Source organism: Parendozoicomonas sp. 209JJ7-1 (assembly GCF_058147085.1).
Map to the genome: position 1 here is coordinate 120,856 of NZ_JBYVJU010000003.1, position 26,754 is coordinate 147,609.

21 protein-coding genes are annotated in these 26,754 nt (G+C 51.0%); 11 read left to right on the forward strand and 10 right to left on the reverse strand.

What is annotated here, in order from left to right; genetic code table 11:
* The first annotated feature begins 226 nt into the window (after positions 1-226).
* Entirely contained in the window at positions 227-1,264 is a 1,038-nt protein-coding gene (locus ACY2RQ_RS04070; RefSeq protein ID WP_490111678.1) for a rod shape-determining protein, read from the forward strand.
* An 89-nt stretch (positions 1,265-1,353) separates the two neighbouring features.
* On the opposite strand, the gene ACY2RQ_RS04075 is transcribed toward ACY2RQ_RS04070, so the two are convergent.
* Both ACY2RQ_RS04075 and ACY2RQ_RS04080 read right to left on the reverse strand, forming a co-directional pair.
* Positions 1,354-3,072: a hypothetical protein gene (locus ACY2RQ_RS04075; RefSeq protein ID WP_490111679.1), complete on the reverse strand. Its 1,719-nt coding sequence runs from the start codon at positions 3,070-3,072 to the stop codon at positions 1,354-1,356.
* Positions 3,073-3,350: 278 nt separating this feature from the next.
* Entirely contained in the window at positions 3,351-5,075 is a 1,725-nt protein-coding gene (locus ACY2RQ_RS04080) for a hypothetical protein (RefSeq protein ID WP_490111680.1), read from the reverse strand.
* 272 nt (positions 5,076-5,347) lie between these two features.
* Here ACY2RQ_RS04080 and ACY2RQ_RS04085 point away from each other — a divergent pair, with 272 nt between their 5' ends.
* Positions 5,348-5,509, forward strand: coding sequence for a PA1571 family protein (locus ACY2RQ_RS04085; protein ID WP_490111681.1), 162 nt, complete (start codon positions 5,348-5,350; stop codon positions 5,507-5,509).
* 70 nt (positions 5,510-5,579) lie between these two features.
* Here ACY2RQ_RS04085 and ACY2RQ_RS04090 read toward each other — a convergent pair whose 3' ends face one another.
* The 6 genes from ACY2RQ_RS04090 to ACY2RQ_RS04115 all read right to left on the reverse strand — a co-directional run bounded on the left by ACY2RQ_RS04090 (position 5,580) and on the right by ACY2RQ_RS04115 (position 10,009).
* Positions 5,580-5,744 (reverse strand): TIGR02808 family protein, encoded by a 165-nt coding sequence (locus ACY2RQ_RS04090; protein WP_490111682.1) that lies wholly within the window; start codon positions 5,742-5,744, stop codon positions 5,580-5,582.
* Positions 5,741-6,337 carry a NapC/NirT family cytochrome c gene (locus ACY2RQ_RS04095; RefSeq protein WP_490111683.1) on the reverse strand — a complete coding sequence of 199 codons (597 nt, stop codon included), beginning with the start codon at positions 6,335-6,337 and terminating at the stop codon, positions 5,741-5,743. The genes ACY2RQ_RS04090 and ACY2RQ_RS04095 overlap by 4 nt, the downstream gene beginning before the upstream one ends.
* Positions 6,334-6,810 carry a nitrate reductase cytochrome c-type subunit gene (locus tag ACY2RQ_RS04100; protein ID WP_490111684.1) on the reverse strand — a complete coding sequence of 159 codons (477 nt, stop codon included), beginning with the start codon at positions 6,808-6,810 and terminating at the stop codon, positions 6,334-6,336. Before ACY2RQ_RS04100 ends, ACY2RQ_RS04095 begins: the two co-directional genes overlap by 4 nt.
* A complete protein-coding gene (gene napA, locus ACY2RQ_RS04105) occupies positions 6,810-9,308 on the reverse strand; it encodes a nitrate reductase catalytic subunit NapA (RefSeq protein WP_490111685.1) in 2,499 nt (832 codons plus the stop codon). Before napA ends, ACY2RQ_RS04100 begins: the two co-directional genes overlap by 1 nt.
* Positions 9,309-9,350: 42 nt before the next feature.
* Positions 9,351-9,620 (reverse strand): chaperone NapD, encoded by a 270-nt coding sequence (locus tag ACY2RQ_RS04110; protein WP_490111686.1) that lies wholly within the window; start codon positions 9,618-9,620, stop codon positions 9,351-9,353.
* Between the two features lie 95 nt (positions 9,621-9,715).
* The gene (locus ACY2RQ_RS04115; RefSeq protein WP_490111687.1) at positions 9,716-10,009 is read right to left on the reverse strand and encodes a 4Fe-4S dicluster domain-containing protein; all 294 of its coding nucleotides are present in this window, start codon (positions 10,007-10,009) and stop codon (positions 9,716-9,718) included.
* A gap of 148 nt (positions 10,010-10,157) precedes the next feature.
* Here ACY2RQ_RS04115 and mreC point away from each other — a divergent pair, with 148 nt between their 5' ends.
* The 5 genes from mreC to ACY2RQ_RS04140 are packed head-to-tail and all read left to right on the forward strand — an operon-like array spanning position 10,158 to position 17,752.
* A complete protein-coding gene (gene mreC / locus ACY2RQ_RS04120) occupies positions 10,158-11,072 on the forward strand; it encodes a rod shape-determining protein MreC (RefSeq protein WP_490111863.1) in 915 nt (304 codons plus the stop codon).
* Complete coding sequence (gene mreD, locus ACY2RQ_RS04125; RefSeq protein ID WP_490111688.1) at positions 11,069-11,551, forward strand: rod shape-determining protein MreD; 483 nt, start codon at positions 11,069-11,071, stop codon at positions 11,549-11,551. The genes mreC and mreD overlap by 4 nt, the downstream gene beginning before the upstream one ends.
* A gap of 34 nt (positions 11,552-11,585) precedes the next feature.
* Positions 11,586-12,209, forward strand: coding sequence for a Maf family protein (locus tag ACY2RQ_RS04130; protein ID WP_490111689.1), 624 nt, complete (start codon positions 11,586-11,588; stop codon positions 12,207-12,209).
* Between the two features lie 38 nt (positions 12,210-12,247).
* Complete coding sequence (gene rng, locus ACY2RQ_RS04135) at positions 12,248-13,714, forward strand: ribonuclease G (RefSeq protein WP_490111690.1); 1,467 nt, start codon at positions 12,248-12,250, stop codon at positions 13,712-13,714.
* Between the two features lie 57 nt (positions 13,715-13,771).
* Positions 13,772-17,752 (forward strand): YhdP family protein, encoded by a 3,981-nt coding sequence (locus ACY2RQ_RS04140; protein ID WP_490111691.1) that lies wholly within the window; start codon positions 13,772-13,774, stop codon positions 17,750-17,752.
* A gap of 57 nt (positions 17,753-17,809) precedes the next feature.
* On the opposite strand, the gene ACY2RQ_RS04145 is transcribed toward ACY2RQ_RS04140, so the two are convergent.
* Positions 17,810-19,255 carry an MFS transporter gene (locus tag ACY2RQ_RS04145; protein ID WP_490111692.1) on the reverse strand — a complete coding sequence of 482 codons (1,446 nt, stop codon included), beginning with the start codon at positions 19,253-19,255 and terminating at the stop codon, positions 17,810-17,812.
* A gap of 194 nt (positions 19,256-19,449) precedes the next feature.
* Between ACY2RQ_RS04145 and tldD the strand changes: the two genes are divergently transcribed.
* A complete protein-coding gene (tldD, locus tag ACY2RQ_RS04150) occupies positions 19,450-20,892 on the forward strand; it encodes a metalloprotease TldD (RefSeq protein WP_490111693.1) in 1,443 nt (480 codons plus the stop codon).
* 71 nt (positions 20,893-20,963) lie between these two features.
* Here the strand turns inward: tldD and ACY2RQ_RS04155 are convergent, their stop codons facing one another.
* Positions 20,964-21,758: a hypothetical protein gene (locus tag ACY2RQ_RS04155; protein WP_490111694.1), complete on the reverse strand. Its 795-nt coding sequence runs from the start codon at positions 21,756-21,758 to the stop codon at positions 20,964-20,966.
* 63 nt (positions 21,759-21,821) lie between these two features.
* On the opposite strand from ACY2RQ_RS04155, the gene ACY2RQ_RS04160 reads away from it, so the two are divergent.
* From ACY2RQ_RS04160 to ACY2RQ_RS04170, 3 genes are all read left to right on the forward strand, one after another.
* Positions 21,822-22,217: a hypothetical protein gene (locus tag ACY2RQ_RS04160; protein ID WP_490111695.1), complete on the forward strand. Its 396-nt coding sequence runs from the start codon at positions 21,822-21,824 to the stop codon at positions 22,215-22,217.
* Positions 22,218-22,256: 39 nt separating this feature from the next.
* Positions 22,257-23,486: a protein kinase domain-containing protein gene (locus ACY2RQ_RS04165; RefSeq protein WP_490111696.1), complete on the forward strand. Its 1,230-nt coding sequence runs from the start codon at positions 22,257-22,259 to the stop codon at positions 23,484-23,486.
* 249 nt (positions 23,487-23,735) lie between these two features.
* The gene (locus ACY2RQ_RS04170; protein WP_490111697.1) at positions 23,736-26,702 is read left to right on the forward strand and encodes a ricin-type beta-trefoil lectin domain protein; all 2,967 of its coding nucleotides are present in this window, start codon (positions 23,736-23,738) and stop codon (positions 26,700-26,702) included.
* Positions 26,703-26,754 lie beyond the last annotated feature (52 nt).

The window sequence follows — 26,754 nt, forward strand, 5'->3', positions numbered from 1 at the left end:
AACATCTTTTTTATATGTAACAACATATGTAGCAACGCCGGCTCGAAATTTACCAATAACCGGCCTAATTTAGGGACTTGTCCCTATAATCTCAAGGTTCTTTTTCAGCACCAGGCCTTGTATATCGAGCAACAGAGTGGACGGTCCGGCTTGCCCGGTGTGCACTCCATTGTTATTGTTGGCGGATATATTTAAAGCCAAGACCATAGCAGGGCTACAGGACACTATGTTAAAGAGATTGCGCGGCCTGTTCTCGACAGACTTGTCTATTGACCTGGGAACCGCAAATACCCTGGTCTATGTACGCGATAAAGGTATCGTGCTTGATGAACCGTCTGTTGTTGCCATTCGCAACCTCGGTACCCAGAAGAGTGTGGTGGCCGTCGGTACAGATGCCAAGCGCATGCTCGGGCGTACCCCCGGCAGTATAACTGCAATTCGCCCAATGAAAGACGGTGTTATTGCCGATTTCGACGTTTGTGAGAAAATGCTTCAGCACTTTATAAATAAAGTGCATGAAAACAGTTTTATTCAGCCCAGCCCCCGTGTGCTGGTCTGTGTACCCTGCAAATCCACCAAGGTGGAGCGCCGGGCGATTCGGGAATCTGTACTGGGTGCCGGTGCCCGTGAGGTTTACCTGATTGAAGAGCCCATGGCCGCCGCTATCGGTGCCGGCCTGCCGGTTGAAGAAGCCAGTGGCTCCATGGTTGTGGATATCGGTGGTGGTACGACAGAGATTGCCATTATCTCCCTGAGCGGTGTGGTGTTCTCTGAGTCTGTACGTATTGGTGGTGACCGTTTCGACGAAGCTATCGTAACTTACGTGCGTCGCAATTACGGCAGCCTGATTGGTGAATCCACTGCGGAACGCATCAAACAGGAAATCGCTATTGCTTACCCCATGGGTGAAGTGCGTGAAATTGATGTCCGTGGCCGCAACCTGGCGGAAGGTGTGCCCCGCAGCTTCACCCTGAACAGCAACGAAGTGCTGGAAGCCCTGCAGGACAGCTTGAACTCCATCGTTCAGTCTGTGAAGAGTGCCCTGGAGCAGTCTCCCCCGGAACTGGCGTCCGATATTGCAGAGCGTGGTGTGGTGCTCACCGGCGGTGGTGCCCTGATGCGTGGTCTGGATACTTTAGTCAGTGAAGAGACCGGCCTGCCGGTGATTGTCGCGGAAGAGCCTCTGACCTGTGTGGCCCGTGGTGGTGGTCGTGCCCTTGAGATGATGGACCGTCACCGTATGGATCTGCTCTCTACTGAATAATAGTTTTCACCGCTATACATAATAAAAAAAGGCCTGCACTCAAAGAAAAGTGCAGGCCTTTTTGGTTTGGGGTGTTGAGATAAATCCGTTTAGTTGGAGAGGGCATTGTCTCCAATTTCATTCATCGGAATAAACATGGGAGTGTGGCTGCGTTTTTTTACCAGATAAATAACGGCCACTGCAGTAATAGCTACACCAGCTATAACTGCAGCGGCTGCGGTTGTACCCCCGATAATTCCCCCTTCGTTATTAGGGTGGGGAGGCAAAGGAGACTCTGTTGGTGATGGAAAGGCAGTTTCCTCTGTTTCTGAAACTATAGCGCTGCTGAAAATCGTGGTAAATCCGGGCAGGCTGGAAAGTGCCGAGGACAGGCCTTCAGAAACTGACGTCGGGAACAGGCTGGATGTTACCGGTCCAGAGTTGGAGGATGTGAAAACAATAATCGGCTCTGATGAGGTCACTTCCCCTGAACTCTGGGTCGTGTGGGTTGTGATAACCATCGGGGAGCTTATGGGAAAGCTCGTGGGCAGCTCCATTGTCGACGTCAGGGAGGGAGTAAATTCCATCACCGGTGACGACTCCGTTTCTGACATAAATGGCGTACTGCTGTACTCAGATTCAGTTGCTGTTATATCACAGTAGGACACAGTAAGAGATGGAGTGTTAGACTTTGGTTTATTGACTTTCTGGCTCAGGTGGTAAGCCCTGAGAAACTGCATCAGTGGCTGCCCGTCACCAATATCCGGACGGGGGTTGCTCTTGAAAAGGTAAGCCTGAACCAGGGCAAACCCTCGGGTAAAGAAGTGGCTCAAGCCATTGGGCATGATATTACTTGTATCAATGCTAAAGCTTGTACTGTTTTGGGTTCCTACCAGAAAGTAAGGACTCTTTCCTCCGTATACTTTATAACTGGCATCATTAGTACGGTCGGCGTTATAGACAGAGTAAAAGCTGTTATCCCGGTCATCATTCGGGTCCAGTGTGTAAGGAATTTGCACCTTGGTAGATATCTCGACGATATACTCCTGAACAGGTACATTTTGGTTCACAAAAATGGGGGTGGCTGATTTACATTCCGTATCTCCGCAGGCCCTGAGTTCTACAATTTTGTTTCCTTTCTGGATATCAATGTTGTGTATGCGTACATGGCCTTTGCACTGGTTCAGGTTCTCTGAGGTGTAAAGTTCTGTGCCATCTTCTTTAAACAGGCTGAGCTCCTGTTCGATACCTGCGTCTGTAACAGGATGCCAGTCAAGCTCCATGGTCTGACCATCGGAGTTGTAGTTCATGGCAATTATTTGTGGGCGTTGAGGGGCGGCGCTAACTGGCAGACTACCCGTTGGCTCGTTTTTGATGACGACCGGTGGGTAAGAAAGTGACAGGGATGTTTTAAATGAGTCGCTACCGCCTTGAGTGGTCGTATAATAACACGCATATGTTGCTGATGAGCCGTTCAGGTAATCAGCCTGTAATAAAAGGTGGTTGTTACTGGTTGCCGTCAGAGCGCCGGGCAGGGTGTTGCCATTGAGAAGCTGTGAGTTAACACTCCAGAAAACCAGCTGCTGAGGTTGTCCTGGCTGGCTCGGTCTTGGACAGTAAATTGAAACCTCCTGGCCATTTTTTACGACATATTCCGGCTCGGTGATATTCAGAGCGTTAATATTTATCGGGTTATCCCCGGCCAGAAGGTTGCCGGAGATTGTGGCCAGAAAAAACAGTGTGAGAATGGTTTGGAATAGTCGCATCACGGTCTTGCTACTTCCGTGAATACTGTTATCTGTGTTGTACATTGTGATTGTGCTGAACATAGTATCTACCTTTTTGCTGACAATTGTGATCTTGTTGTCTGATAGATTCACAACAGCCTTGTTAAGTTCCGAAGGGCGGGAAGTTAGACAGTTTGGCTTTATGTTCGGTTATCGGAAGAAATAATCAGGCGTGTTTAACTGTAAATGTCTCTGATTATGATTTGAGAGAAAATCGGGAGTTCTTTGGTATTGAAGTCATTTTCGGTGTTGAAATAAAGAGAAAGGTCAGCACTTTCAATACTGACCTTTCTATTTGGTCTTTCCGTAGATAAATCCGTTTAATTATCGACTGGCATATCATGCATCTGAACGTCCTGGGAGGAGTGTCCGCCCTTCTTCTTGACCACCATTACTGTTGTTACAAGAATAGCCAGGGCAGAGATTCCGACAATTAGTGCTGCAGCTGCTGTACCCCCGATAATTCCCCCTTCGTTATTAGGGTGAGGAGGCAAAGAGGAGTCACTTGGTGACGGAAAGGCTGTTCCCTCTGTTTCCGAAGGCATGAAACTGCTGCTGAACAATGTAGAGAGTCCTTGCAGGCTGGACAGTGTTGAACCCATGCTTTCAGAGACTGACGTCGGGAAGAAGCTGGATGTTACCGGGCCAGAATTGGAGGATGTGAAAACAATCATCGGCTCTGAAGAGGTCACCTGCCCTGAACTTTGGATTGTTTGAGTTGTGACCACCAGCGGGGAGCTTATGGGGAAGCTCGCCGGAAGGCTCGGCATTGTACTGGATGGATTCACGGATGATGTCAGTTCCATGTTTGTTGATGACTCGGTTGCTGACATGGATGGCGTGCTGCTGGAGGCTGTTACATCACAGTAGGATATAGTGACAGATGCTTTTGGCTGGCCAGTCTCTCTTAGATTATAAGCCTTATGGAAACGCATCCGTGGCTGGTTGTTTCCAGCCTCCGGGGTGGGGTTTCTGCTAAAGCTGTTCGCTTGCACAAAGGCAAGGCCCTGGGTAAAGAAGTAATTCTCTCCCTCCGGGTTGTTCTTTGCCAAACTTAAAGAAAAGCTTGAATTGCTCTCAGCTGTTGTGGCGAAGTAGGGGGAGTTGTCACCGAAAACCTTGTAAGTCTCATCTCCGTCCCGTTCCTGGCTGTATACGGTATAGAAACTGTTGTCGAGGTTGTCATGACCCAGTGTATAAGGCAGTTTTATTCCGGTGTTCGTGTCTACGGTGTATTCCTCTATGGGGACATTTCCATCCACAAAAACAGGTACGGATGAAGTGCATTCCTTATTGTCGCAGGCTCGCAGTGCGACAATTTTTTTTCCGTCCCGGATATTAAAGTTGTGTACACGTACATGGCCATTGCATTGGTTCAGGTTATATGAGTTATAAAGTTCTTCGCCCTCTTCCGAGAAGACGTTAAGTTCCTGTTCGGTGCCGGCAACAGAGTGCCAGTCAAGCTCCATGATCTGATTATTTGCGTTATAGTTCATGGCGATCAGGCGCGGCCTTTGAGGGGGGCTGCTAATTGGTGCTGCGCTGCCTTCTGACTCCCCTTTGATAATCACTTCGAGTGAGTCGCTCGTAGCACTGCTGAAAAAGCCGTTATGGAAACCACTGGTTGTGTAATAACAACTGTATGTGGTGGTGCTGTCATCTTTGTAATCTACCTGGAAGATAAGATCGTTATCACTGGTAGCCATCAGGTTGCCGGGCAGGGAGTTACTGCTGTAAAGCGCAGTGTCGACTCGCCAGGCAACCAGTCTTTGTTCATGGCCTGGTTTGTTTTGTTCATGGCAGGCGATGATAACTTCCTGACCACTTTCCAGGGTATATTCAGGCTTTGGATTATTCTGTAAATCAATAATTAGCGGTTTATCCTGGGCCAGAAGAGTGACGGAAATAGTAGCCAGAAAAACCAGTGTGAAAATGGCCTGGAATAGCCGTATCACGGCCTGGTTGCTGCCGTTAATACTGTTACCTGTGTTGTACATAGTGGTTGTGTGGAACGTGGTTGTGTGGAACCTGTTTTTGTGAAACATAGCGTATGCCCTCGGTTAAGAATCGGTATCTTGGTGTCCGATAGATTTATGACAGCTTTGCTATGTTCCTGAGGGCGGAACGTTAGACAGTCTGGCTTTACCTCCGGTCAGTGTTACAAACAATCTGCATGCTCAATTGTCCTCAATTGTCAGCGCAGGTTAATCCTGTTCACAAATCCTGCAGGTGTTGTTACAAAACCACTATAGAGGCCAAAAGCGTTGCCCAGTAAAGTGAATTTTCTGATGTTCTAACGACTGTTCGGGAGAGAAAGATGGATACAATGATTCGCAACCAGATGGCAACCGGACACTTTGACCCCATGTTCGGAGCCGCAATTATCACTGAAGACGGCCGCGAACTGCCGATTACCGATGCCATGGTATCTGAGAGCCTGGATCGCCTGATTCGTCAGCAGGAAGTCTACGAGAAGTAAACCTGCGAGAAATTAGTTTCACCTGATACTTATAAATGCCCGGTACATTGTGTGTCGGACGTTTTCGGTTTCAGGGAGCTGGTGGTTTGTTAACGTCTTTCCCAATAGAGGAAATGGAGAAAAGGTCCATCAGGATACAGGCGACCAGCGCCGTCCCAACAAAACCGACCAGGAAAATCAGCGGCATGGTGGTATAGCCAAGAATATGCCAGATCAGGGATTCCAGCGTGCTCATTGCCAGCCTCCTTTTTCTTCACTCATATTGGGCAGTCGGTGGGCAATGCCTTTATGGCAGTCGATGCAGGTGGCCTTGCCTGTGGCAAGAAACTCCCTGTGCATGCGGGCTGCCCGGGATGACTGCACCGACAGATCCATGTAGGAAAATTCATGGCAGTTACGGCACTCCCGTGAGTCGTTGGCTTTCATACGTGCCCACTCCCGTTCTGCCATCTCCTGGCGGTGAGCAAGAAATTTCTCCCGGGTATCAATAATCCCGGTGATCTTGCCCCAGACCTCTTTGGAAGCCTGGACTTTGCGAATAATTTTATAGGTCCATTCATGGGGAACATGGCAGTCCGGGCAGGTGGCCCTGACCCCGGAGCGGTTGGTGTAATGGATGGTGGGCTTAATCTCCTGGAAGACGTTATCACGCATTTCATGGCAGCTGGTGCAGAAGGCTTCGGTGTTGGTCATCTCCATGGCGGTGTTAAACCCACCCCAGAAAATAATGCCCGCGATAAAGCCAAAGGCCAGCACCACCCACAGGGCCAGAGCTACGGGCACGGTGAGCCTGCTCCAGTAACGATGTATCCAGGCGGGCAGCTTCATGGCTTCAGGCTCGGCACAGGATCAAACAGGTTTTCCCTGAGTGGAGGGGCGTTTTTCTGGGGGACATGGCATTGAGTGCAGAAATACCTGGCTGGAGAAACATCGGACAGCAGGTTGCCTTTGCGGTCCCGGAAATGGGAAAAGCCGATACGGGGAGCGCCGGTAATATGGGCGGAATCCAGCCCGTGGCATGTCAGGCATTTATTGGTGTTGGCGGTGATTTCGTACCCCCGGATAGCGTGGGGAATTAACGGCGGTTGTCCGATATAGTTGGGTTTGTAGCGGGGCGTCTCCTTGGGGAAATCCTGGAGTCGTGGCGGCGTGCCTTCTTCCTGTATGGGGGTTATTCCCCTTAGTGACTCCGGAGGTTCAAGGGGAGGGGGAGGCGTGGGCTTTTCAGCCTGTACAGGCAGAATAGCCAGGGCGGTCAGGCCCGTCAGCCAGGTTACGATGGATTTACGCAGGCTTACCATCACGACACCTTCTCAACCTTGACCGGACATTTTTTAAAATCGGTCTGCTTTGACAGGGGATCGGTGGCATCCAGAATCAGTTTGTTTGCCAGTTCCGAAGCGTCAAAGAAGGGAATAAATGTCATACCCCTGGGCATGCGGTTTCGGCCCCGGGTTTCGACTCTGGTCAGGATGCTGCCCCTAGGGGAACTGACCTGCACTTCATCTCCCCGGCGCAGTTTCCGTTCCCGGGCATCGTCCGGGTTCATAAACAGCACAGCGTCAGGGAAGGCTTTATAAAGTTCGGGAACCCGCTGGGTCATAGTGCCTGAGTGCCAGTGTTCCAGAACCCGACCGGTGCACAGCCATAGATCATAGGTCTCATTGGGAAGTTCCGGTGGCGGCTCATAGGGCAGGGCAAACATCCAGGCCCGGCCATCGGGCTTGCCGTAGAAATACACTCCCTGGCCTTTTTTGACATAAGGGTCGTAACCTTCCCGGAAGCGCCAGCGGGTCTCCTTGCCGTTCACGACAGGCCAGCGCAGACCGCGGGCTTTGTGATACATATCAAAAGGAGCCAGGTCATGGCCATGGCCGCGGCCAAAGGTGGCGTATTCCTCAAACAGTCCTTTTTGCACATAGAAGCCGAAGTGTTTGGCTTCCTGATTATCCCGTTTTGGATTAATGGTGTTGAGGGGAAATTTATCCACCTGGCCATTGGCGAACAGGACTTCATAAAGAGTTTTGTTCTTGTAAGCCGGGTTGTTTTCCAGAAGCTGCTGTGGCCATACCTCATTGGTGGTAAAGCGTTTGGAAAACTCCATCAACTGCCAGAGATCGCTGCGGGATTCGCCGGGAGCGGTTACCTGCTGGTACCAGAACTGGGTGCGTCGTTCAGCGTTGCCATAGGCTCCTTCCTTTTCTACCCACATGGCAGTGGGCAGAACCAGGTCGGCAACAGAAGAACTCACCGTCGGGTAAGGGTCAGATACCACGATAAAAGCTTTCGGGTTCAGGTATCCGGGCAGTGTCTCTTTATTGAGGTTGGGGGCGGTCTGGACATTGTTATTACACATCACCCAGTAAGCGTTAAGTTTGCCGTCTTTCAGCATTCTGTCCTGGAGCACTGCGTGATAGCCGGGTTTTGGGGGAATGGTGCCGGGAGGCAGCTTCCAGATGTGTTCGGTCCGTTCACGGTCTTCAGGGCTGGTGACCACCATATCGGCGGGCAGACGGTGGGAGAAGGTGCCCACTTCCCGGGCTGTGCCGCAGGCGGAAGGCTGGCCGGTGAGGGAGAAGGGACCGCTGCCTGGCTCTGATATTTTTCCGGTCAGCAGGTGGATGTTGTAAATAATATTATTCATCCATACGCCGCGAGTGTGCTGGTTAACCCCCATGGTCCAGAGGGACATGACTTTCCGGTCAGGGTCAGCGTAAAGCTCTGCCAGATCCAGCAGGCTTCTTTTGCTGACACCGGACATTTCGGACACCTTCTCAAGGGGATAGTCGCTGACAAAACGGGCAAAGGCATCAAGATCAATAGGCTTTGAGGCACCGCTGTTCGGATGTTTGGCTTTCATCTGCAGAGGGTTGTCCGGGCGCAGGCCGTAACCGATATCGGTCTCCCCAAGACGAAAATGGGTGTGCTTGTTAACGAAGTCGCTGTTCACCCGGTTGGTGCTGATGATGTGATGGCAGATAAAGTTTCCAATGGCCAGATCAGTCTGTGGCTCAAAGATCATGGGCATGTGGGCGAGGTCGCAGGAGCGGTGCTCATAGGTAGAAAGAACAGCTACCTTTACATGGTCGTGGGCCAGGGTGCGGGCCGCCAGCCGGCTCCAGAGTACTGGATGCATCTCCGCCATATTGGAACCCCAGAGCACAAAGGCATCGGCGTTCTCAAAGTCGTCATAGCAGCCCATGGGTTCATCTATGCCAAAGGTGCGCATAAAGCCACTCGCGGCGGATGCCATGCAGTGGCGGGCGTTGGGATCCAGATTGTTGGAGCGAAAGCCGCCTTTCATCAGCTTGGAGGCTGCGTAACCCTCCCAGATTGTCCACTGTCCGGAGCCAAACATGCCTATGGCTGTTGGGCCTTTCTCTTTCAGGGTTTTCTTGAACTGGGCGGCCATCTCATCAAAAGCCTGGTCCCAGGTGGTGGGCATCAATTCACCCTGTTTGGAATATTTACCGTTCTTCATTCTCAGCAGAGGAATGGTCAGGCGATCTTCCCCATACATGATTTTGGACAGGAAATAACCCTTGATGCAATTCAGGCCGCGGTTGACCGGCGCGTCCGGGTCGGCCTGGGTGGCGACCATCCGGTTATTCTTTATACCCACCAGAACACCGCAGCCGGTTCCGCAGAAACGACAGGGAGCTTTGTCCCAGCGCAGCTCTTCATTGGTGAACGGATCAGCATCCGAAGCGATAAGTTTTTCTGTGGGCAGGCTCAACCCGGCAGCGCTGGCTGCGGCCATGGCAGCGGAATTACGGATAAATTCGCGTCGATTTTGCATAGTCTGGATCAGCCGGGGCAGAGAATTGGAAAGGGTGTTTTACTATCCGTTTTCGTGATAGGTGTAGGTCAGCGACACATCAAGTACACCCTGGGTAGAGCGGATTGTTTCCAGGCGATCCATAGTCGTTTGTTGTTGCCCGTCACTTTCCAGTGTGGCGGCCATGCGGCCTTGTGTGTCACTGGCGTGGATGGTCAGACCGGGGATTTCCGGCAGGGTTTTCATCACTCCGGACATATGCTCTGGCTGAGCCAGAATAAACAGTCCGCAGATATCAATAATGTCACTGGGGTGGTGTAACTCAGGTTTCATGGCGTACTTCACATTCGGCTCATTTTGTAGATTCTGTGTGGGCTTTACAGCCTGTGGCATGGCCACTCTTCATATGGTTTATAGGTTTATATGGTTTATGTGGTAACCACATTTACGGTAACGGCGTCGACTGGGCATATCGGGATGCAGGCTCCGCAGCCGGTGCAGGTATCAGCGTTTACCGATGGCTGCCCCATGCCTTGGGAAGAATAGTTCATAATTATGGCCCGTGGTTCACAGATATCCGAGCAGTGTCCGCAGGCAGTGCCTGAAAATGTAAGGCAGCGGTCGCTTATGTGGGCAATTGGCTGTTCAGCGGCTGTTTGTGGTTTATTTCCGCCCAGAAGAAAATGCCTGCGGGAAAGATCTACCGGTGGATGATTATTCATAGCAAATTCACGTCATCTGAGTGCTTGTATAAACTATCGGACAGTTTAGGCTGAATCTGTTGGCTTGCCCCTTCCCGCAATGGGCATAACCCATTTAGAATAAATAACTTTATACACTGGAGCTGGCAGGAGCACCCCTATTAATCCCATATTTCGAAAGGGGCAGTCCCTTGGTGCGCAGTTCACATTATTACTGGCATTGTCCCTGACTTTGATTTTTGTTGATCATCGCTTTGAATATCTGGTTCAGGTGCGCAGCGCACTGTCTGTTGTGGTGACCCCTATACAGTGGCTGGCAGATACCCCTGCCCGGTTAACGGACAACGTCCGCATGATGGTCAGTTCCCGTACTGAGCTGGCCCAGGAAAATGCTCAACTCAAAGCCCGTAATCTTATCCTCAAGCAGAAATTGCAAAAGCTGGCTTCCCTGAATGCCCAGAACGTACGCCTGCGGGAACTGCTGAACTCTTCACGGCTTGTTGATGAAAAGGTGGTTGTCGCTGAGCTGATTGGTATTGATCCTGATCCCGGCATTAAACGGGTGCTGATTAATAAGGGTGACAGGGATGGCGTGTATATTGGCCAGCCCCTGCTGGATGCTACCGGTGTGATGGGACAGGTGGTCGAGACCGGCCCCCTGACCAGTCGGGTAATTCTGATTACTGACAGCAGCAGCCGGATTCCTGTACAGGTTAACCGCAACGGTTACCGGGCCATTGCCGCGGGTACCGAAGATGGTACTGAGCTGGAACTGCAGCATGTTCCGGGTACAGCCGACATAAAAGTCGGTGATCTGCTGGTTTCTTCCGGTATGGGGCAGCGCTTTCCCGTAGGTTACCCGGTGGCTGAAGTGGTAGAGGTTCACCAGGATCCCGGCCACCCGTTCCTCTCTATTCGTGCACAGCCTTTGGCGCGTCTTAACCGCAGTCGTCTGGTGATGCTGGTGTTTACTGCGGAAAGGGATATTTATGGACAGGCTGAACAGGTTATGGAGTCAGGTGGCCATACTTCGGAGGCTAAACGAGAGGTTAAAGCAGGTAAAACGGAAGGAACCCAACAATGAAGCATAGTCATGGCCACTGGCTGGTCTGGGTAACACTGTTTCTTGGTGCTGTTCTCGCCCTGCTGCCCATGCCGGAAGTGGCGGCACAGGCTCGTCCGGCCTGGGTATCCTTAGTGGTGATTTTCTGGATACTGGCTTTGCCTCAGTACTATGGTCTGTTCTTTGCCTGGGGCGTTGGCCTGATTATGGATGTGCTTCTGGGCACGGTTTTTGGCCAGCATGCCATGGCCATGCTGTTTATGGCGCTGGCGGTTAATCAGTTGCACCGAAGGCTGAGAATGTACCCCTGGTGGCAGCAGAGTTTTATGGTGTTGATGATTGTGGGTATTTACCAGCTCACTATTCTCTGGATTGGTAATGCCACCGGGCAATTAAGCCCGTCCCTGTGGTATTTGCTGCCTTCTGTGACCAGCGCTGTACTCTGGCCCTGGCTGGCGGCGCTGTTCCATAGTCTGCGTCGGCGCTTTGTGGTGATTTAAGCAGTTAATACACTGAGATTTCCGGGCGGGTCCTATGGAAAGTATGTCATTTGTTTATCTGGCGTCCCGCTCTCCTCGCAGACGGGAGCTGTTGAATCAGGCCGGTGTCCCTTTCCGGCTGGTGGATATAGAAATTGATGAGTCTGTTGTTCCCGGGGAATCCGCAGCCGCCTATGTTGAGCGTCTGGCCCGGGGCAAGGCTGCGGCGGCATGGCAAAAGCTTGACTCAGGCGAAATAGCGGAAGTCGCGCCGGTGCTGGCGGCCGATACAACGGTTGCCATCGGCGATGTTTTGCTGGGAAAACCGGCTAACACGGATGATGCTGTAAGCATGCTGATGGAGTTGAGTGGTAAATCCCATAACGTACATACAGGCATCGCGGTGTGTCTCGGTGAGCGCATCAAGACCAGGGTTGTCACTACCCGGGTCGTGTTCAGTGAGTTTTCCCGTGAACAGGCTCAATGCTACGTGAATACGGGGGAATCCATGGACAAGGCCGGCGCATATGGCATCCAGGGATTCGGCGGTGTTCTGGTGGAAAGAATCGAAGGAAGTTACTCAAGTGTTGTGGGTCTGCCTCTTAAGGAAACAGTCGAGCTGATATCCCGGTTCGGCATACCATTTTGGCAGAAACCTTCTTGCGAACAAGATCAGTAGGGCTTGTCTCTACAGGACGTGAAGACCGGGAGTTGGAGATGAGTGAAGAAATACTGATGAACATTACGCCCATGGAATCCCGTGTGGCACTTGTGGAGAACGGCGTTCTGCAGGAAGTGTATGTGGAGCGTTACCGCAGCCGGGGGATTGTGGGCAATATCTACAAAGGTAAAGTCGTACGGGTTCTGCCCGGCATGCAGGCAGCTTTTGTGGATATAGGGCTGGAGCGGGCCGCGTTTATCCATGCCAGCGAAATTTATGACCGCAGTGACAAGGCCGATGGCCAGGAGCCGGGCATTGTTGAGCTGGTTCATGAAGGGCAGGCCCTGGTTGTGCAGGTGACCAAAGACCCCATCGGCTCCAAAGGTGCCCGTCTTACTACCCATATCTCCATTCCCGCCCGTTATCTGGTGTTGATGCCCCACAATACTCATGTGGGTATTTCCCTGCGTATTGAAGACACGGAAGAACGTGACCGTCTGCGCCAGATTGTTGAAGATATGGTGGAGCAGGAGAACCTGAAGGAGAAAGGCGGGTTTATTCTGCGTACGGCATCGGAAGGTATCTCCGAGAAAGAGATTCTGGCGGATATCCTGTTCCTGCACCGACTGTGGGAGAGTGTGGAAGAGCTTCGCAAATCCAGTAAGGCACCTTCCTGTATTTATGAAGACCTGCCCTTGCATCTGCGCACCATGCGGGATCTGGTGGAGCCTGATATTGAGCGTATTCGCATAGATTCCCAAGAAACTTTCAACAAGGTCACAAAGTTTGTTCGCAAACTGGTGCCCCACCTCGACGGCCGTGTGGAGTTTTATGCCGGTGAAAGGCCCATCTTCGATCTGTTCAGTGTGGAAGATGAAATTAATCGCGCCTTGTCACGGCGGGTGGAGTTGAAGTCTGGCGGATACCTGATTATTGACCAGACTGAAGCCATGACCACCATTGATGTAAATACCGGTGGTTTTGTCGGGCACAGGAATCTGGAAGAGACAATTTTCAAGACCAATCTTGAAGCGGCCCATGCCATTGCCCGCCAGCTGCGTCTGCGCAACCTGGGCGGCATTATTATTATCGATTTTATTGATATGGAGGATTCCGAACACCAGCGCCAGGTACTGCGTGCCCTGGAAAAAATGCTGGAACGGGACCATGCCAAAACCAATATTACCGGGGTTTCCGAACTGGGGCTGGTGGAAATGACCCGCAAGCGTACCAGGGAATCCCTGGAAAATACCCTGTGTGAACCCTGCCCTACCTGTCAGGGGCGGGGCACGTTGAAAACCGCTGAAACTGTCTGCTATGAAATTTTCCGCGAAATTATGCGGGAAGCCAGAACTTACGACAGTGACAGCTACCTGGTGCTGGCTTCTGAAAAAGTTGTTGACCAGTTACTGGATGAAGAGTCCGATAATGTGGCTGAACTGGAATCGGCGATGAAGAAAACCATTCGTTTTCAGGTTGAGCCACGCTACAGTCAGGAACAGTTTGATGTTGTACTGGTCTGAACCGTTAACAGCTGTTGAGTTCAGTCCCGCACAGTCGGAGTCGAAGCGGATCGCTTTATGAAAAGGATTGCCATTCACCTGTCCAGAGCCACGTGGGTGGCTGTGGTTTCCTTGATGGTTGCACTTGCGCTTGCGCTTGCGGTTGCCAGATTTGTTGTGCCCATGGTAAACACCTGGCGGGTTGATGTAGAGAACCGGCTGAGTGCAATGCTGAAAACCCGGGTTGTACTGGGGGAGCTGACCGGGGAACAATATAACTTTAATCCAGCCATTGGCATTAATGGTCTGGTTATTTATCAGGTTGAACATCCTGACCGTCCCAGCCTGAAAGTGAACCGGCTGGTATTGGAACTTGATACTATTGCCACTTTGACCCGTCAGCAGCTGGTATTCCGGCGCATGCTGATTGATGGTGGTGAATTGCATCTGACCGGACATCCGGGCGGTGTACGCCTGGAAGGTTATCCCGAACCTGAACCCGTTCCCGAAGGGCCGGTGATGACCAGCGGAAGACCCAATATTCGCAAATTTGTGGACCTGCTGGACCAACAGCAACAGATTGATGTCCAGAATTTTCGTTTTACTGTCGATATGCCTTCCGGTGTGACCAACACATTAACCGTGGAAGATATGCTGATGTCCGGCCCGTCCAGGGCGCGGCGGGCAGCGGCAGTGGTGAAAATCGCCGGTGAGGAGAAAATAAAGCTTTCTCTCAATCTGGCCGGACATGCCAGCAGTTGGCCGGACACTGTCGTTCATGGTTATCTGTCTACTCCGGTGATTGATTTCAAACCCTGGCTGGGGCTGCTTCCCGGTGAGATTGCGTCTGACCTTGAGTGGCAGATCAATGATGTACAGGCCGGTGTTGAATCCTGGTTCTCCTACACTCCAGCTGGATGGGATATTCGCGGCAAGGCACAGGTTGAAAATGCCGATGTGGACTGGCGTGGCCAGGAATTGCCTCCGATAAGTAATCTGCAAAGCGATCTCTCGCTTACTTTTGATCGCGATCAGCCTGCCAGGTTGTGGTTGAATAACCTCTCCTTCATGTTTGCGGAGGAGAGCTGGCCTGAAAATAACCTTTTCTTTGAATGGAAAAATAGTGAAGAAGGCAGCCTGCTTGTCGCTGCTGACCGTATCCCCCTGCAACCGCTGGCGATGATGGCCAGTTCCTCTGGACAGCTGCCGGAACTGTTAAATGAGGTGGTCACTACTCTTGCTCCCAGGGGGCGGTTAAAAAATGTTGTGGCTCGCTTCTGGCCAAAGCATGAACCCTTTGACTTCGAACTCGTAGCGGATATGCGGGATATTGGTGTTGACCACTGGTATGACGCGCCGTCCGGCGACCGTATCAGTGGCCGCCTGCAACTGACCGCTGATACCGGTATTATTGATCTCGACAGTCCCGGTTTCACCCTTGGACTGGACAATGTCTTTGGCGATATCTGGGTGTACGACAGGGTACAAGGCCAGCTCTACTGGCGCATAGCCGATGAAGCAATGGTGCTGCGTACAGATGGATTGTCGTTTACCGGTGGTGAAGGTGATATCGAGGCCAGAATGAGGCTGGATATACCCTTTGATGAAGATATTCCCATCATTATGGCTCTGGAGGCCGGTATTACCAATGGGGATATTGCTTACACCGGGAAGTACCTGCCAGTGAAAAACGCTCTGTCCGAAGACCTGGCCAGTTGGCTGAACAGTGCAATCAAAGGCGGAGATATCCGACAGGGCGCGTTTATTTTCAATGGTCCGCTGACCGGGCCGGATATTGATAATGCCATGGCCTGGGGATTGTTCTTTGATATTGCCAATACCGACCTGGCTTACAGCCCGGAATGGCCAGAGCTGAAAGGGATTGATGGCCTGGTGACGGTAGACCAGAGCGATGTGCTGGTCCGTGCAGATAAGGCCACTATCTATAACAGCCGGTTAAGTGCCTTGCGGGCACGGGTGCCCGATATTCTCGGGGATGCTCCCCTGTCTGTTCAGGTGCAGGGTCGAGTGGCGGCCACAGGCCAGGATGCCCAGCGAATTCTCCAGGAATCTCCCATTGCGGAACAGCTGGGCCATGCCGCTGATAACTGGAAAATTGGCGGTGATGTGGGTGTCGACCTTGATTTAAGTATCGGCCTGGATAAAGGCAGTGATGACGATATTCGGGTTGGGATTGACCTGGCAGGCAACCGCCTGCAGATTCCCTCTGCTGGTATTGATGCCAGTGGCCTTGTTGGTCGGCTGACGTATACCTCGAAGAAAGGTATCAGTGGAAAAAAACTGATCGGGCAACTGTTTGAAAAGCCAGTGTCTTTTACCCTTTCTTCTGCGATTGGAAAAAACACTCAGACGACAGAGGTTGATGTTCGGGGACGGGTCACCATGACCTACCTGAAGGAGTGGCTGGGCTCTGAACTGCTGGGCGAATTCTCCGGTGAAACCGGTTATCGGGCCAGGGTGAAGATTGGCAAACAGATAAATGTAAATGTCACCAGTAACCTGGCTGGGATCAGTTCAAAGCTTCCTGCGCCTTTTGACAAGAAGCGTTCCGAGGCGATTCCTTTTCAGTCTGAGATTATGGTAACCCCTGGTCAGCCCTTGATAGAGTTTACTGCGAACTATGACTCTCAGTTCCTGGTCAGGGCTGCGGTTAACAGAGAAGGGAAGCTCGCGCGCGTGGGAGCTCACTTTGGCCCTGGCCGTGCGGTTATGCCCAAAAACGGAGTACTGCTAACCGGACAGATGGAAAACCTGCAACTGCCTCCCTGGGTTGAGTGGTGGGACAGGTATGGTGGGCAGGGCCATGTACAGAACCGCTCTGGTAGTGCCGGAGTCTTGACTTCGGGGAGTTTTCAAACGGCGTCCAAAGGTATGCCCGTAACTGTCAGAGAATTCCGTATCGGTCATCTTTATTGGGGGGAAGAAATTCTTACGGATACCCGGTTTGACCTGTCCAATGCTTCAGGTAACTGGAACCTCTCGCTGAAATCCTCAAAAGTGGACGGTTCTGTGAGTGTGCCTGCGGACAAAAATCCGATAGAGGTTGATATTACCCGACTGGACCTGCCTGCCTCAACGCTGCCCAAGCATCAGACTGGAAAGCAGGAAACAGGTGATGCTGTTAACACGGCTGCCCTTCGGCCTGGCAGTCCGGAGAAGAAAAAGGATTTTCTGAAGGAGATAAATCCGGCAGAGATTCCCGATATGAATGTGCGTGTAGCCAGGCTTCGCATTGATAAAGATGATTTCGGGAACCTGTCGTTTAATATCCGCCAAGTGAAAAATGGCCTTAAGGCCATGAACCTGAAGGGTGTTCTGGGAACAGCCACCCTGGATGGCTCCCTGGACTGGAGCCTGGTCAATAAAACCCATCACACAGTCCTTAAGTCCTCCCTCAGCAGCCGTAAAGTAGGAGGGCTGATGGCGCGATGGGGCTATCCGGACGTGGTGACGGGGAAATCCCTGAATGGTCGTGTCGATCTGTCCTGGAGGGGGGCACCAACAGGGTTTGATGTGGACCATCTGCGGGGCAGGGTCAGCCTGGATATAAAAGACGGACACTTTCTTTCTGTGGATAACTCCTCTTCCGGTGCTCTACGACTGTTTGGCGTACTTAATGTTGACGCTATTACCCGCCGCCTGCGGCTGGATTTCTCGGACCTGTATCAAAGTGGCATGGCTTATGATCGTATTCGAGGCGAGGTTGAGTTTAATAATGGAGTGATATCCCTGATTAAGCCGGTCACTGTTGAAGGACCTTCTTCCGATTTCCGTCTTGGAGGAAGTCTTAATGTCCCGAACAAAACCATAGATATGGATCTGGTTGTTACCTTGCCAGTTACTCAGAATATAGCGGTTGTCAGCCTTCTGCTTGGTCAGCCTTATATTGCCGGTGCCGTTTATCTGTTTGACAAGCTTCTGGGCAGGCAGGTGGAGCAGTTCGCCAGCCTGCGTTATGAAATCAAGGGCAGTTTCTCGGAGCCGGAGATAAAGCTGGATAAGCTCTTTTCTAACAGGGTAAAGGGTGGCAAGTCGTAAGGGACGAGTGGTTATAGGTGCTGGCCGTAGGGTTTCGGCCAGCCAGATTTTAATCAATTAATTTTGTTGCGGAGAATCTGTTTCCAGGTTCCAGTCACTGTTACCACGGAGTCTGGCAACCTGCTCTTTATGTTCCGCACGGGTAATACGGTACTGGAACAGAGCAATAATGGAAATAGCGTACAGCAGTCCAAGGAGAGGACCGTACACCATTCCCAGGTCAAACAGCACATCTTCGGGAACCGTACCCGGCATTGCCCTAGCGGGGAAATCAATAATGCTGATGACCAGTCCGCCAAGGGCAATACCCAGGGCACCTGTGGCCTTGCCGACAAAAGACTGAACAGCAAACAGGGTGCCTTCATCCCGGCGTCCGGTTTCCATTTCCCGGGCTTCCACCAGGTCGGCCATCATGGATGAGGACATAACGTAACCCATAATGCTGAGGGCCACGGTAATAACGCCGTGGATAACCATCACCACCAGCAGCATATCATCGCCATTTTCATAGAACAGGCCAAGTAGACGCAGAGTCACAGGCGCTGCGGCAACCACAAGGCTGATGCAGAACAGGGTAATGGTGACATTCCGCTTTTCATGGCGACGGGATACCACCGGTACCAGCAGTACCGCGATAAATGTTGAGAAAATCTGGGCGGAGATCATGATTACTGTTTCTTCCGAGCCAAACTCCCAGAAGTAGCTTTGCATATATATCCACAGGGCACCGGTTACACCGGCGGCTATCATACTGAACAGGCTGGAGGTAAACAGGGCAACAAAAGATCTGTCGTTAAAGGTGCTGAGCATTTCCGCCAGCATGCTCTTGTCGTTTTTCTTCGGTGGTGCGTACAGGTGGGGAATATAGCGGTGTGTACCACGGGTACAGATCAGCATAAATATACCCATCAAAATGGCACCGAAGGTTGCAGCGTCCTGGTAGCCTTCTGCGTTCAATATGCCCATGCCAGGCACCATGCCAGGTTTATCGGCAATCCAGTAACCATACATGCCGATGGCCAGGGCGGTGCCGGCAAAGTAGGTGAAAAAGCTCCAGTAGTTCACGATGCGGGTACGTTCATCGTAGTCATCGGTCAGTTCCGCGCTGAGGGCCATGCCTGGTACGCTGAAGAAGGTCAGGGCCAGGCCTGTGAGGGAGCCGATCACCAGCAGCCAGTAGAACAGTTCCATCTGCCCAAGCCCGGCGGGTGGGTTCCATTCCAGGTAGAACAGCACAACAACGGGAATAATGGAGAAGTACATAAAGGGGTGACGACGCCCAAAACGGGATTTGAAATCATCTGACCAGCGCCCGATAAAAGGGTCGCTGATGGCATCGATCAGGCTGGCAATCGCCAGGGCCAGGCCTGTCAGATAGGCTTCAAGCCCAAGAACCTGGCTGTAATACACCAGAAGAAAGTAAGAAACGAAGTTTATAACAACTCCATCCCCCACACCGCCGGAGCCGAAGGCCAGGTGAGTTTTGAATGGCAGCTTGCGCATATTATTTTTCTACTGTTTTTGATCTGGTTTATCGGGTGTGTTATGGATTTTTTATTCTCAAATGAGACTACATTGTTCCAAAATGAAAATCATCATCTAAACCGGATTTTCTCCAAATTAAGCAATTTTTCTTGAGCCTTTTTATGGCCTCCCATACCATGTAAAAGAGACGTAACTTCAGGAAAATCTTTCACATGAGCGACATCCTGACCCAGGCCAGACAGCAGCTGCTCGTACCTTCCTCTCTTGATGAGAGCCATTTGGAGCGGGTTATTCACGGTATGCTGGGACACCGGATTGATGCTGCAGATCTTTACTTCCAGAGTGTCCGCCATGAGAGCTGGATGCTGGAGGACGGGATTGTCAAAGAAGGCAGTTACAACGCTGACCGGGGAGTGGGGGTCAGAGCCATCAGTGGCGAGAAAACCGGCTTTGCCTATGCCAATGATATTGATATGAGTGCCCTTGAGGCGGCAGCGGGTGCGTCCCGCAGTATCGCACGTCAGGGCCAGAACCGGCAGGTTCAGGCATGGCACCGTCGTGAGCCTTTGACTTTATATAATGATGCCAACCCTCTGGATTCCCTGTCCCGGGATGACAAGGTCAAGCTGCTGAAAGATATGGATGCTGAAGCTCGTCGTATTGATTCACGGGTAAAGCAGGTAAGTGTAAGCTTGGCGGGTGTCCATGAATATGTACTGGTGGCCGCTGCGGATGGCACTCTGTCTGCGGATATTCGTCCGCTGGTGCGTTTGAATATCAGCGTGATTGTAGAAGACGGTGGTCGTCGTGAGCGGGGCAGTCATGGCGGTGGTGGCCGTAGTGACTATCGCATGTTCTTCCAGAATGATCTGTGGAAGAGCTATACCGCCGAAGCTGTACGACAGGCTCTGGTAAATCTGAACGCGGTCGCGGCACCGGCAGGTACTATGGAAGTGGTGCTGGGAGCCGGCTGGAACGGCGTACTGCTTCATGAGGCTGTAGGCCATGGTCTGGAAGGTGACTTTAACCGTAAAGGCAGCTCTATGTACTCTGGTCGCATAGGTGAACGTGTGGCTTCTTCTCTGTGTACCATTGTTGATGACGGAACAATTGCAGGTCGGCGCGGTTCCCTGAATATTGACGATGAAGGTATTCCCGCCTCCAATACTGTGCTGATTGAGAACGGTATCCTCAAAGGCTATATGCAGGATAAACTTAATGCCCGCCTGATGGGAGTGGAATCCACCGGTAACGGACGTCGTGAGTCCTATGCCCACCTGCCCCTGCCACGGATGACGAATACTTATATGCTGCCAGGGCCGCATGAGCGTGATGAAATTATCGCTTCTGTAGATAAAGGTATTTATGTCGCCAATATGGGCGGCGGCCAGGTGGATATCACTTCCGGTAAGTTTGTGTTCTCCACCAGCGAAGCCTACCTGATAGAAAACGGGAAAATTACTTCACCGGTAAAAGGCGCGACCTTGATTGGTAACGGCCCGGATGTGATGAACAAGGTGTCCATGGTGGGCAATGATCTGGCTTTGGACAGCGGTGTTGGCGTATGTGGCAAGGATGGCCAGTCTGTGCCTGTGGGGGTTGGCCAGCCGACGTTGAAAATTGATGAGATTACGGTAGGTGGTACCAGCGCCTGATATAGTCGCCCACCCCCCGAATGTGGGCTACTTACTCCACCGCACTGGGAGCCTGTCGGACTTAACAGGCCCTAGTGACAACTCTCAGGAGAAGGTGTAACAGGGGGATGGACGACTTCAGGTACGCCAATAGTGCTTTTAAGCTTTAGCGCCATTGGTACTTCCTTAAACTCTCCCCTGAGGTAAACATCTTCAACGGGGCTTATGAACTCTTGGCCGTCTTTCGATTCAGCATAAAATAAATCATGGCGACCATCCTCATCTATAATGGTTCCCACTTCTTTCATATCATATGTGTTTATTTCTACATTTTTATAGTCTGACTGTTGGAGTCCTTTTGTAAATTCGGGCAGGACCGTTCTACCACAACAGGTTATAAGATCTATTTGTTTTACATTGAGCCCATTGAGGGAAAAAAAACGGCCAAGCCTTTCTCCAAATGTCTCTGTATTGATACTGACCTTTTTAGAGCCAAAATTAAAAGATATTTTTTCAGGTTTGTAATCTCCATGCATATCAAGAACGACTCTCCCGTTAAAACCAAAAGGTTGATTTTGTTTAAAACTTAGAAACATAAATTTCCAGCTTCGCATTATGGATAGCTCCTCATCGGATTGTAAGGGCGGAAAAGGAAAAGCTTCGGGAACAATTGTCGCCACATTTAAAAAACCGAGGGCATTTCTAGGCTTCAGCATGTCAACATTAGTACCAAGCCGTACCGCTGTTTGACTATATGTGCTTATCAGTAATGGGCGATCTGTTGTCGGAACGAGATTGCCCCATATATCGAAACTGGGGGACGGAGCAAACACCGCCTGGCAGTAACTGAGAAGAACCAGCATAAGCTGGTAGGCTTTTGTGTTCATAGTGGAGAATATTCCAATAAAATAAGGCCAATATTTCGGACAGTTTTTCAGACTGGGTTGGAGATGAGAGAAATCAGCGAGAATAGAGAAACCGAAAGCCTCTGTTCACTGATATTTTCTCTTAAGGAAACCTTAGTAAAGACCGCTCTGGACGCTATGTTCACTGGCAAAAAGCCCCAGAAAACCTTCATCACTCTGTTTCTTCTCACACTCACCGTGGTTCAGGGAACAGCCAACTTTCGCAATATGAGCCGTTACTCATCAATGAGCGAAAAGCGGTTCAGCTGTTGGTATCGCCGTGCCTTGCTATCTGCTGAATACACTGACCAAACGCTATCATGCCGTCCGCAGACTCAAGCGCTCTACAGCCAGCAGCTGGAGGGAGGCGGGATAATTTTTTTAACATTATTGTCAGAGCTAACAGCAATGTTGCCGCTTTTTTATTTGGGCAGGGGTTAAGTTGGGAGCTGTTTTTTTTCTGATTGAGATATTTCGGGTATGGCTTCATTACTGTCTGCAGCACTCAGGCGTCGGCATCACCGACAGCCATCGGAGCATCCGGAATATCCGCTTGGTCAAGGTACATATTCGTTCGTTTCCCTTGGCAGGTTCCGGGTCTCTAGAAAGAAGAAAAAGGGGGATATGCTGGAATACGCCCATAAAGTCTGCCGCAGTGGAAAATCTGAAGACAAAGCCCTTCTGGAAAGGGAAGCAAAGCTTCTTAATGGGTTGAAACATTTCAATATCTGCGAGATTTTATCAACTGTACAGCTTCCCTATGGTGAAATTGCGCTGGAGTGGTGCCCCCAGTCTCTTGAAGAGCTGTTAAATCCCTCGCGAATTGAAGTGCCTGAAGGTGAGCGTGAATTGCTAAAGACAATTCCGGAGTATGAAAAATTTAATACTGTGTTTTTAAAAAGAACTCAGGGAACTGAAGAAGCCAGTTTATTTTCTGCGTCCGGTGATGTGGATGAGGTTTCACTCCGGGAAATTGATGACGATGATGGGTGGGCTTTCTGTGATCAGGCTGATCGGCTGACACCATCGGATTTGGATGAGCAAACAGTATTGCGGCTGCTGAAGGAAATGTTTCAGGGGCTGGAATATCTTCACAAACAAGAAATTGTCCACAGAGATATCAAGCCGGCAAACCTGCTTATCTCCCGTACAGGCGTATTAAAAATTACTGATTTTGGAGGGGCAGCGAAAACCGGGGAAAAGTGCGGTTCTAAACATATGACACCGGCCTATATGAGCCCCGAGAGACTCCGGAACTGGAAGTGCTCTGAAAAATATCGGGCAAGCCCGTCGGATGATATCTGGAGCGCGGGAATTGTGAGTGTATTGTGTGTTCGCAGAGGTGCACACGTATTGGAGGCTTCGTGCAGTCAGTTGGGAGATCAGAGCTGGATAAATGTTTTAATCACCAAGGATGATCAGCTTGGCCGGGATATCAGGATTCGCTTATGTCAGTTAATCAATATTGAAAAACGGATTCCCGGAGTATTTGGTTCCAGAGTTGGAACTCAGATACTAGGTATTAAAGTGACGGATAACATGAAGGACTTTCTGCGGGATCTGTTACTGCCGCAGCCAGAAAATCGGCTAAGCGCCAGAGGGGCTCTCAGGCATGAGGTTTTTGCGGGTATGGCCGGTGCTTCGGAAGACGGCCCACCAAAACTCATTAGACAAGTCTCAACACCAATTAATGTTCCCGGTCACCCCTGACGTCGTTAACCGGAATTGCTGTGTTGACTGTTGTGACAGTAAATATGAGGCATTTTTGCCAATGTGGGAGAGGTTCAGGTTTTGTAATGCTGAATGAGTCTGTGCTTATTTATGACCGGAGAATAATAAATTTTACAGTTGATTTAAGGTGTAACTGTTCATGGCCTGTTTGGTTTACAGGCTTGAATGCAGTTCCATCATAAACAAGCTTCAGTATCAAAAAACAAAAACTATAAAAGGTTACTGGGCATGAAAATGGAATACCTGCGTTGCGCAGCGGTTCTCTCTGTATTGTTTTCCCCATCTCTGTTCGCGGTTTCTCCCTGGAAGGACGCATCCAACAGTCTTGCCAATAAATGTTATGCCATCCAGTCGCCCTCAACCGGGAAGTTTATGGTGCGTGTTCATAAACCCGGTGGGCTGGATGATCAGTTGAGCTATGCGCTGCAAAGCCAGAGTCTCGAGCAGGCGGAAAAGTTTTACCTTAAACCCACGGCGTATTCACGGTATCTGATTTATGACCGGGACGGGCGCTATCTTGCTGGCCATCAGCCCTTGCAGGCCTCTTCCGGTCGTTGGGCTGGCAGTTATGCAGAATGGGATGTGGGAGCTGTAGCTGGAGGCAATGGTTCCTATAATTTCCGGCTTTATAACAGGGGTATGGCCCGGAACCTGCGACACGATACCGGAGGTGGGGGAATATTCTATTCCCGCCTGGTACCCGGTGAGCAGGAATATCGTATGGTTCCTGCCAGCGGTTGTACCACATACCCTGAAGCAGAACTGAACCTGGCCCGTACTGAGGGGCCGGATGTGAGATTTCCGGCGGGCAGTGAGATTCGTGGTCTGGCGGATGTACATACCCACCTGACCGCTTCGGAGTTTATGGGAGGCCGTTTTCTTCATGGTCAGCCATTTCATCCTTATGGCCTACCCCATGCGTTGAACGAAGGAAGTCGTGATCACGGCCCTTGGGGAGCGCTGGATATTATTGGCAATCTTATGGGGCCGGGAGATATTAATGCTCGCCATGACACCCGAGGCTATCCGGATTTTCCGTCCTGGCCGGAGCGCAACTCTGTCTCCCATCAACAGGGTTACTACCGTTGGGTTGAGAGAAGCCATAAGGCCGGTGTGAAAGTGATGGTTTCCCACCTGGTGCAGAATGAAGTGCTGTGTCATGCCCAAAAGCGGATAAACCCGGCGGGTTGGATACCAAGGATTGGCTGTCACACTATGGACAGCATTCGTTATCAGGCTGGTTATCTGCAGGACATGCAGGATTATATTGATGCTCAGGCGGGAGGTCCTGGCAAAAGCTTCTTCCGTACAGTGCGTTCTCCCGATGAAGCCAGGGAGGTGATTGCCCAGGATAAAATGGCTGTTCTTATCGGTATAGAAACCTCTGAACTGTTTGACTGCGGCCTGCGGGATAATACCTGTACAAGGTCTTATGTGGATGAACGGCTGAATGAGGTGTGGGACCTTGGTGTGCGGGTGATTTACCCCATTCACCGGTTTGATAACCAGTTTGGCGCTACGCGCATTGAAGACGGTTTTATTAATGTCGGTCAGCGATTATCCACAGGACGTTTCTTTGAAACCAAAGTCTGTAAAGAGGGCATTGATGGTCAGAATATGACCAATGGTTTCCCACTTTTGGGTAATATTCCGGTACTCAGGAATATTCTCAACACTCTTGGCCTGCAGCCCCAATACGATCAGAGTCGTAAACACTGTAACCGTTACGGACTTACGGATCTTGGTGTTTACCTGGTTAACCGGATGATCGACAAAGGAATGCTGATTGAGATCGATCATATGTCTTATGACACCGCCGATGCGGTTTTAAAAATTGCCGAAGCACGTAATTATTCCGGGGTCGTTACCGGACACAGCCACCTGGTACGGGGAACAGAGCATCGTTTAAGTGATCTCTATGGGCGTATTGCCACACTCGGCGGGATTCTTGCTCCTTATAATTCCGATGCCCGCTCTCTCAGTGGTGAGGTTGATAAAATGAATGCTCTGATGCAGCAGAACGGCTTCCTTCCGGGAGTGGGGCTGGGTTCCGATGTTAATGGTCTGGCCAAGCAGGCGAGAGCGCGGGTAGATATTCAGAGTACTCCGTTACAGTATCCGTTTACCTCCGATGATGGTCGCTACAGATTTGAACGACAGAAAACCGGTAACCGGGTGTTTGACTATAACAATGAAGGTGTCGCCCACTATGGCCTGATGGCTGACCACCTTGCTGATGTGCGTAAGACTGGCACCCCGACCGCCTATGAGTCGCTGATGAACTCAGCGGAAGCATATCTGCAGATGTGGGAGCGGGCTGTTGGTAACAGTGACAGGCAGTATGTAAACCCAATTGGGGTCAAATATTTCTCTCTGGTGGAAGGTCGCAGTGGCAAGTGTCTGGATGTTCCCGGTCACGATAATCGAGTACAGCACCATACTCTGCTGCAGCTGTGGGCCTGCGCGAATAACTCCCTTGACCAGAAATGGTCGTACAATCCGGATACAGGGTTAATCCGTAATAAGGCCAATCCCCGGTTCTGTGTGGATACCAAGGGTTCCCGAAGCAATGGCGGGGAACTGATTCTCTGGGGATGCGACCGCAATAACGGTAACCAGACGTTCAATTATATTGATGGCACATTCCGTCCCCGCTATGACTCAGGACTGGTCATTGATGCTAATGGAACGGAAGATGGTGCCAAGATTACTCTCTGGTCCCATCATGGCCAGTCCAATCAAAAGTGGCAGCAGAACAGCAGTTACGGCAGTCGGCCAATTTTCTCACTGGCAGATGCCCGCAGTGGCAAGTGCCTGGATATTCCCGGCGATGATAATCGTGTTCACCGGAATACCAATGTGCAAACCTGGGATTGCCAGGGTTATGCCAAAGACCAAAAGTGGTATTACGTACCGGAAACAGGCCACCTCCATAATTGGGGTGATGCCCGGTTCTGTATGGATAACGAAGGTGATCGCCACAACGGCGGAACGGTCAAGCTCTGGGAGTGCGTTGATCATCCCAACCAGCGCTTCGACGTTGTAAATGGCACCCTGAGGCCGAAGGATAACCATGACTTCGCGGTGGATGTGAATGGTACGGCGAATGGCGATAATGTGACTCTGTGGGAAAGTCATGGATTACCCCATCAGGTATTCAGTCAGCGCAATGTATCGGATCAGAATTTGCCCTGATTTAAAGCAGGGTTCAATATAAAAAAGGCCAGCGGGATAGCTGGCCTTTTTT

Excerpts from the sequence above, each read along its gene's own strand:
- ACY2RQ_RS04070 (WP_490111678.1), top strand. The coding sequence starts at position 227 with ATGTTAAAGAGATTGCGCGGCCTGTTCTCGACAGACTTGTCTATTGAC.
- ACY2RQ_RS04075 (WP_490111679.1), bottom strand. The coding sequence starts at position 3,072 with ATGTTCAGCACAATCACAATGTACAACACAGATAACAGTATTCACGGA.
- ACY2RQ_RS04080 (WP_490111680.1), bottom strand. The coding sequence starts at position 5,075 with ATGTTTCACAAAAACAGGTTCCACACAACCACGTTCCACACAACCACT.
- ACY2RQ_RS04085 (WP_490111681.1), top strand. The coding sequence starts at position 5,348 with ATGGATACAATGATTCGCAACCAGATGGCAACCGGACACTTTGACCCC.
- ACY2RQ_RS04090 (WP_490111682.1), bottom strand. The coding sequence starts at position 5,744 with ATGAGCACGCTGGAATCCCTGATCTGGCATATTCTTGGCTATACCACC.
- ACY2RQ_RS04095 (WP_490111683.1), bottom strand. The coding sequence starts at position 6,337 with ATGAAGCTGCCCGCCTGGATACATCGTTACTGGAGCAGGCTCACCGTG.
- ACY2RQ_RS04100 (WP_490111684.1), bottom strand. The coding sequence starts at position 6,810 with ATGGTAAGCCTGCGTAAATCCATCGTAACCTGGCTGACGGGCCTGACC.
- napA (WP_490111685.1), bottom strand. The coding sequence starts at position 9,308 with ATGCAAAATCGACGCGAATTTATCCGTAATTCCGCTGCCATGGCCGCA.
- ACY2RQ_RS04110 (WP_490111686.1), bottom strand. The coding sequence starts at position 9,620 with ATGAAACCTGAGTTACACCACCCCAGTGACATTATTGATATCTGCGGA.
- ACY2RQ_RS04115 (WP_490111687.1), bottom strand. The coding sequence starts at position 10,009 with ATGAATAATCATCCACCGGTAGATCTTTCCCGCAGGCATTTTCTTCTG.
- mreD (WP_490111688.1), top strand. The coding sequence starts at position 11,069 with ATGAAGCATAGTCATGGCCACTGGCTGGTCTGGGTAACACTGTTTCTT.
- ACY2RQ_RS04130 (WP_490111689.1), top strand. The coding sequence starts at position 11,586 with ATGGAAAGTATGTCATTTGTTTATCTGGCGTCCCGCTCTCCTCGCAGA.
- rng (WP_490111690.1), top strand. The coding sequence starts at position 12,248 with ATGAGTGAAGAAATACTGATGAACATTACGCCCATGGAATCCCGTGTG.
- ACY2RQ_RS04140 (WP_490111691.1), top strand. The coding sequence starts at position 13,772 with ATGAAAAGGATTGCCATTCACCTGTCCAGAGCCACGTGGGTGGCTGTG.
- ACY2RQ_RS04145 (WP_490111692.1), bottom strand. The coding sequence starts at position 19,255 with ATGCGCAAGCTGCCATTCAAAACTCACCTGGCCTTCGGCTCCGGCGGT.
- tldD (WP_490111693.1), top strand. The coding sequence starts at position 19,450 with ATGAGCGACATCCTGACCCAGGCCAGACAGCAGCTGCTCGTACCTTCC.
- ACY2RQ_RS04155 (WP_490111694.1), bottom strand. The coding sequence starts at position 21,758 with ATGAACACAAAAGCCTACCAGCTTATGCTGGTTCTTCTCAGTTACTGC.
- ACY2RQ_RS04160 (WP_490111695.1), top strand. The coding sequence starts at position 21,822 with ATGAGAGAAATCAGCGAGAATAGAGAAACCGAAAGCCTCTGTTCACTG.
- ACY2RQ_RS04165 (WP_490111696.1), top strand. The coding sequence starts at position 22,257 with ATGGCTTCATTACTGTCTGCAGCACTCAGGCGTCGGCATCACCGACAG.
- ACY2RQ_RS04170 (WP_490111697.1), top strand. The coding sequence starts at position 23,736 with ATGAAAATGGAATACCTGCGTTGCGCAGCGGTTCTCTCTGTATTGTTT.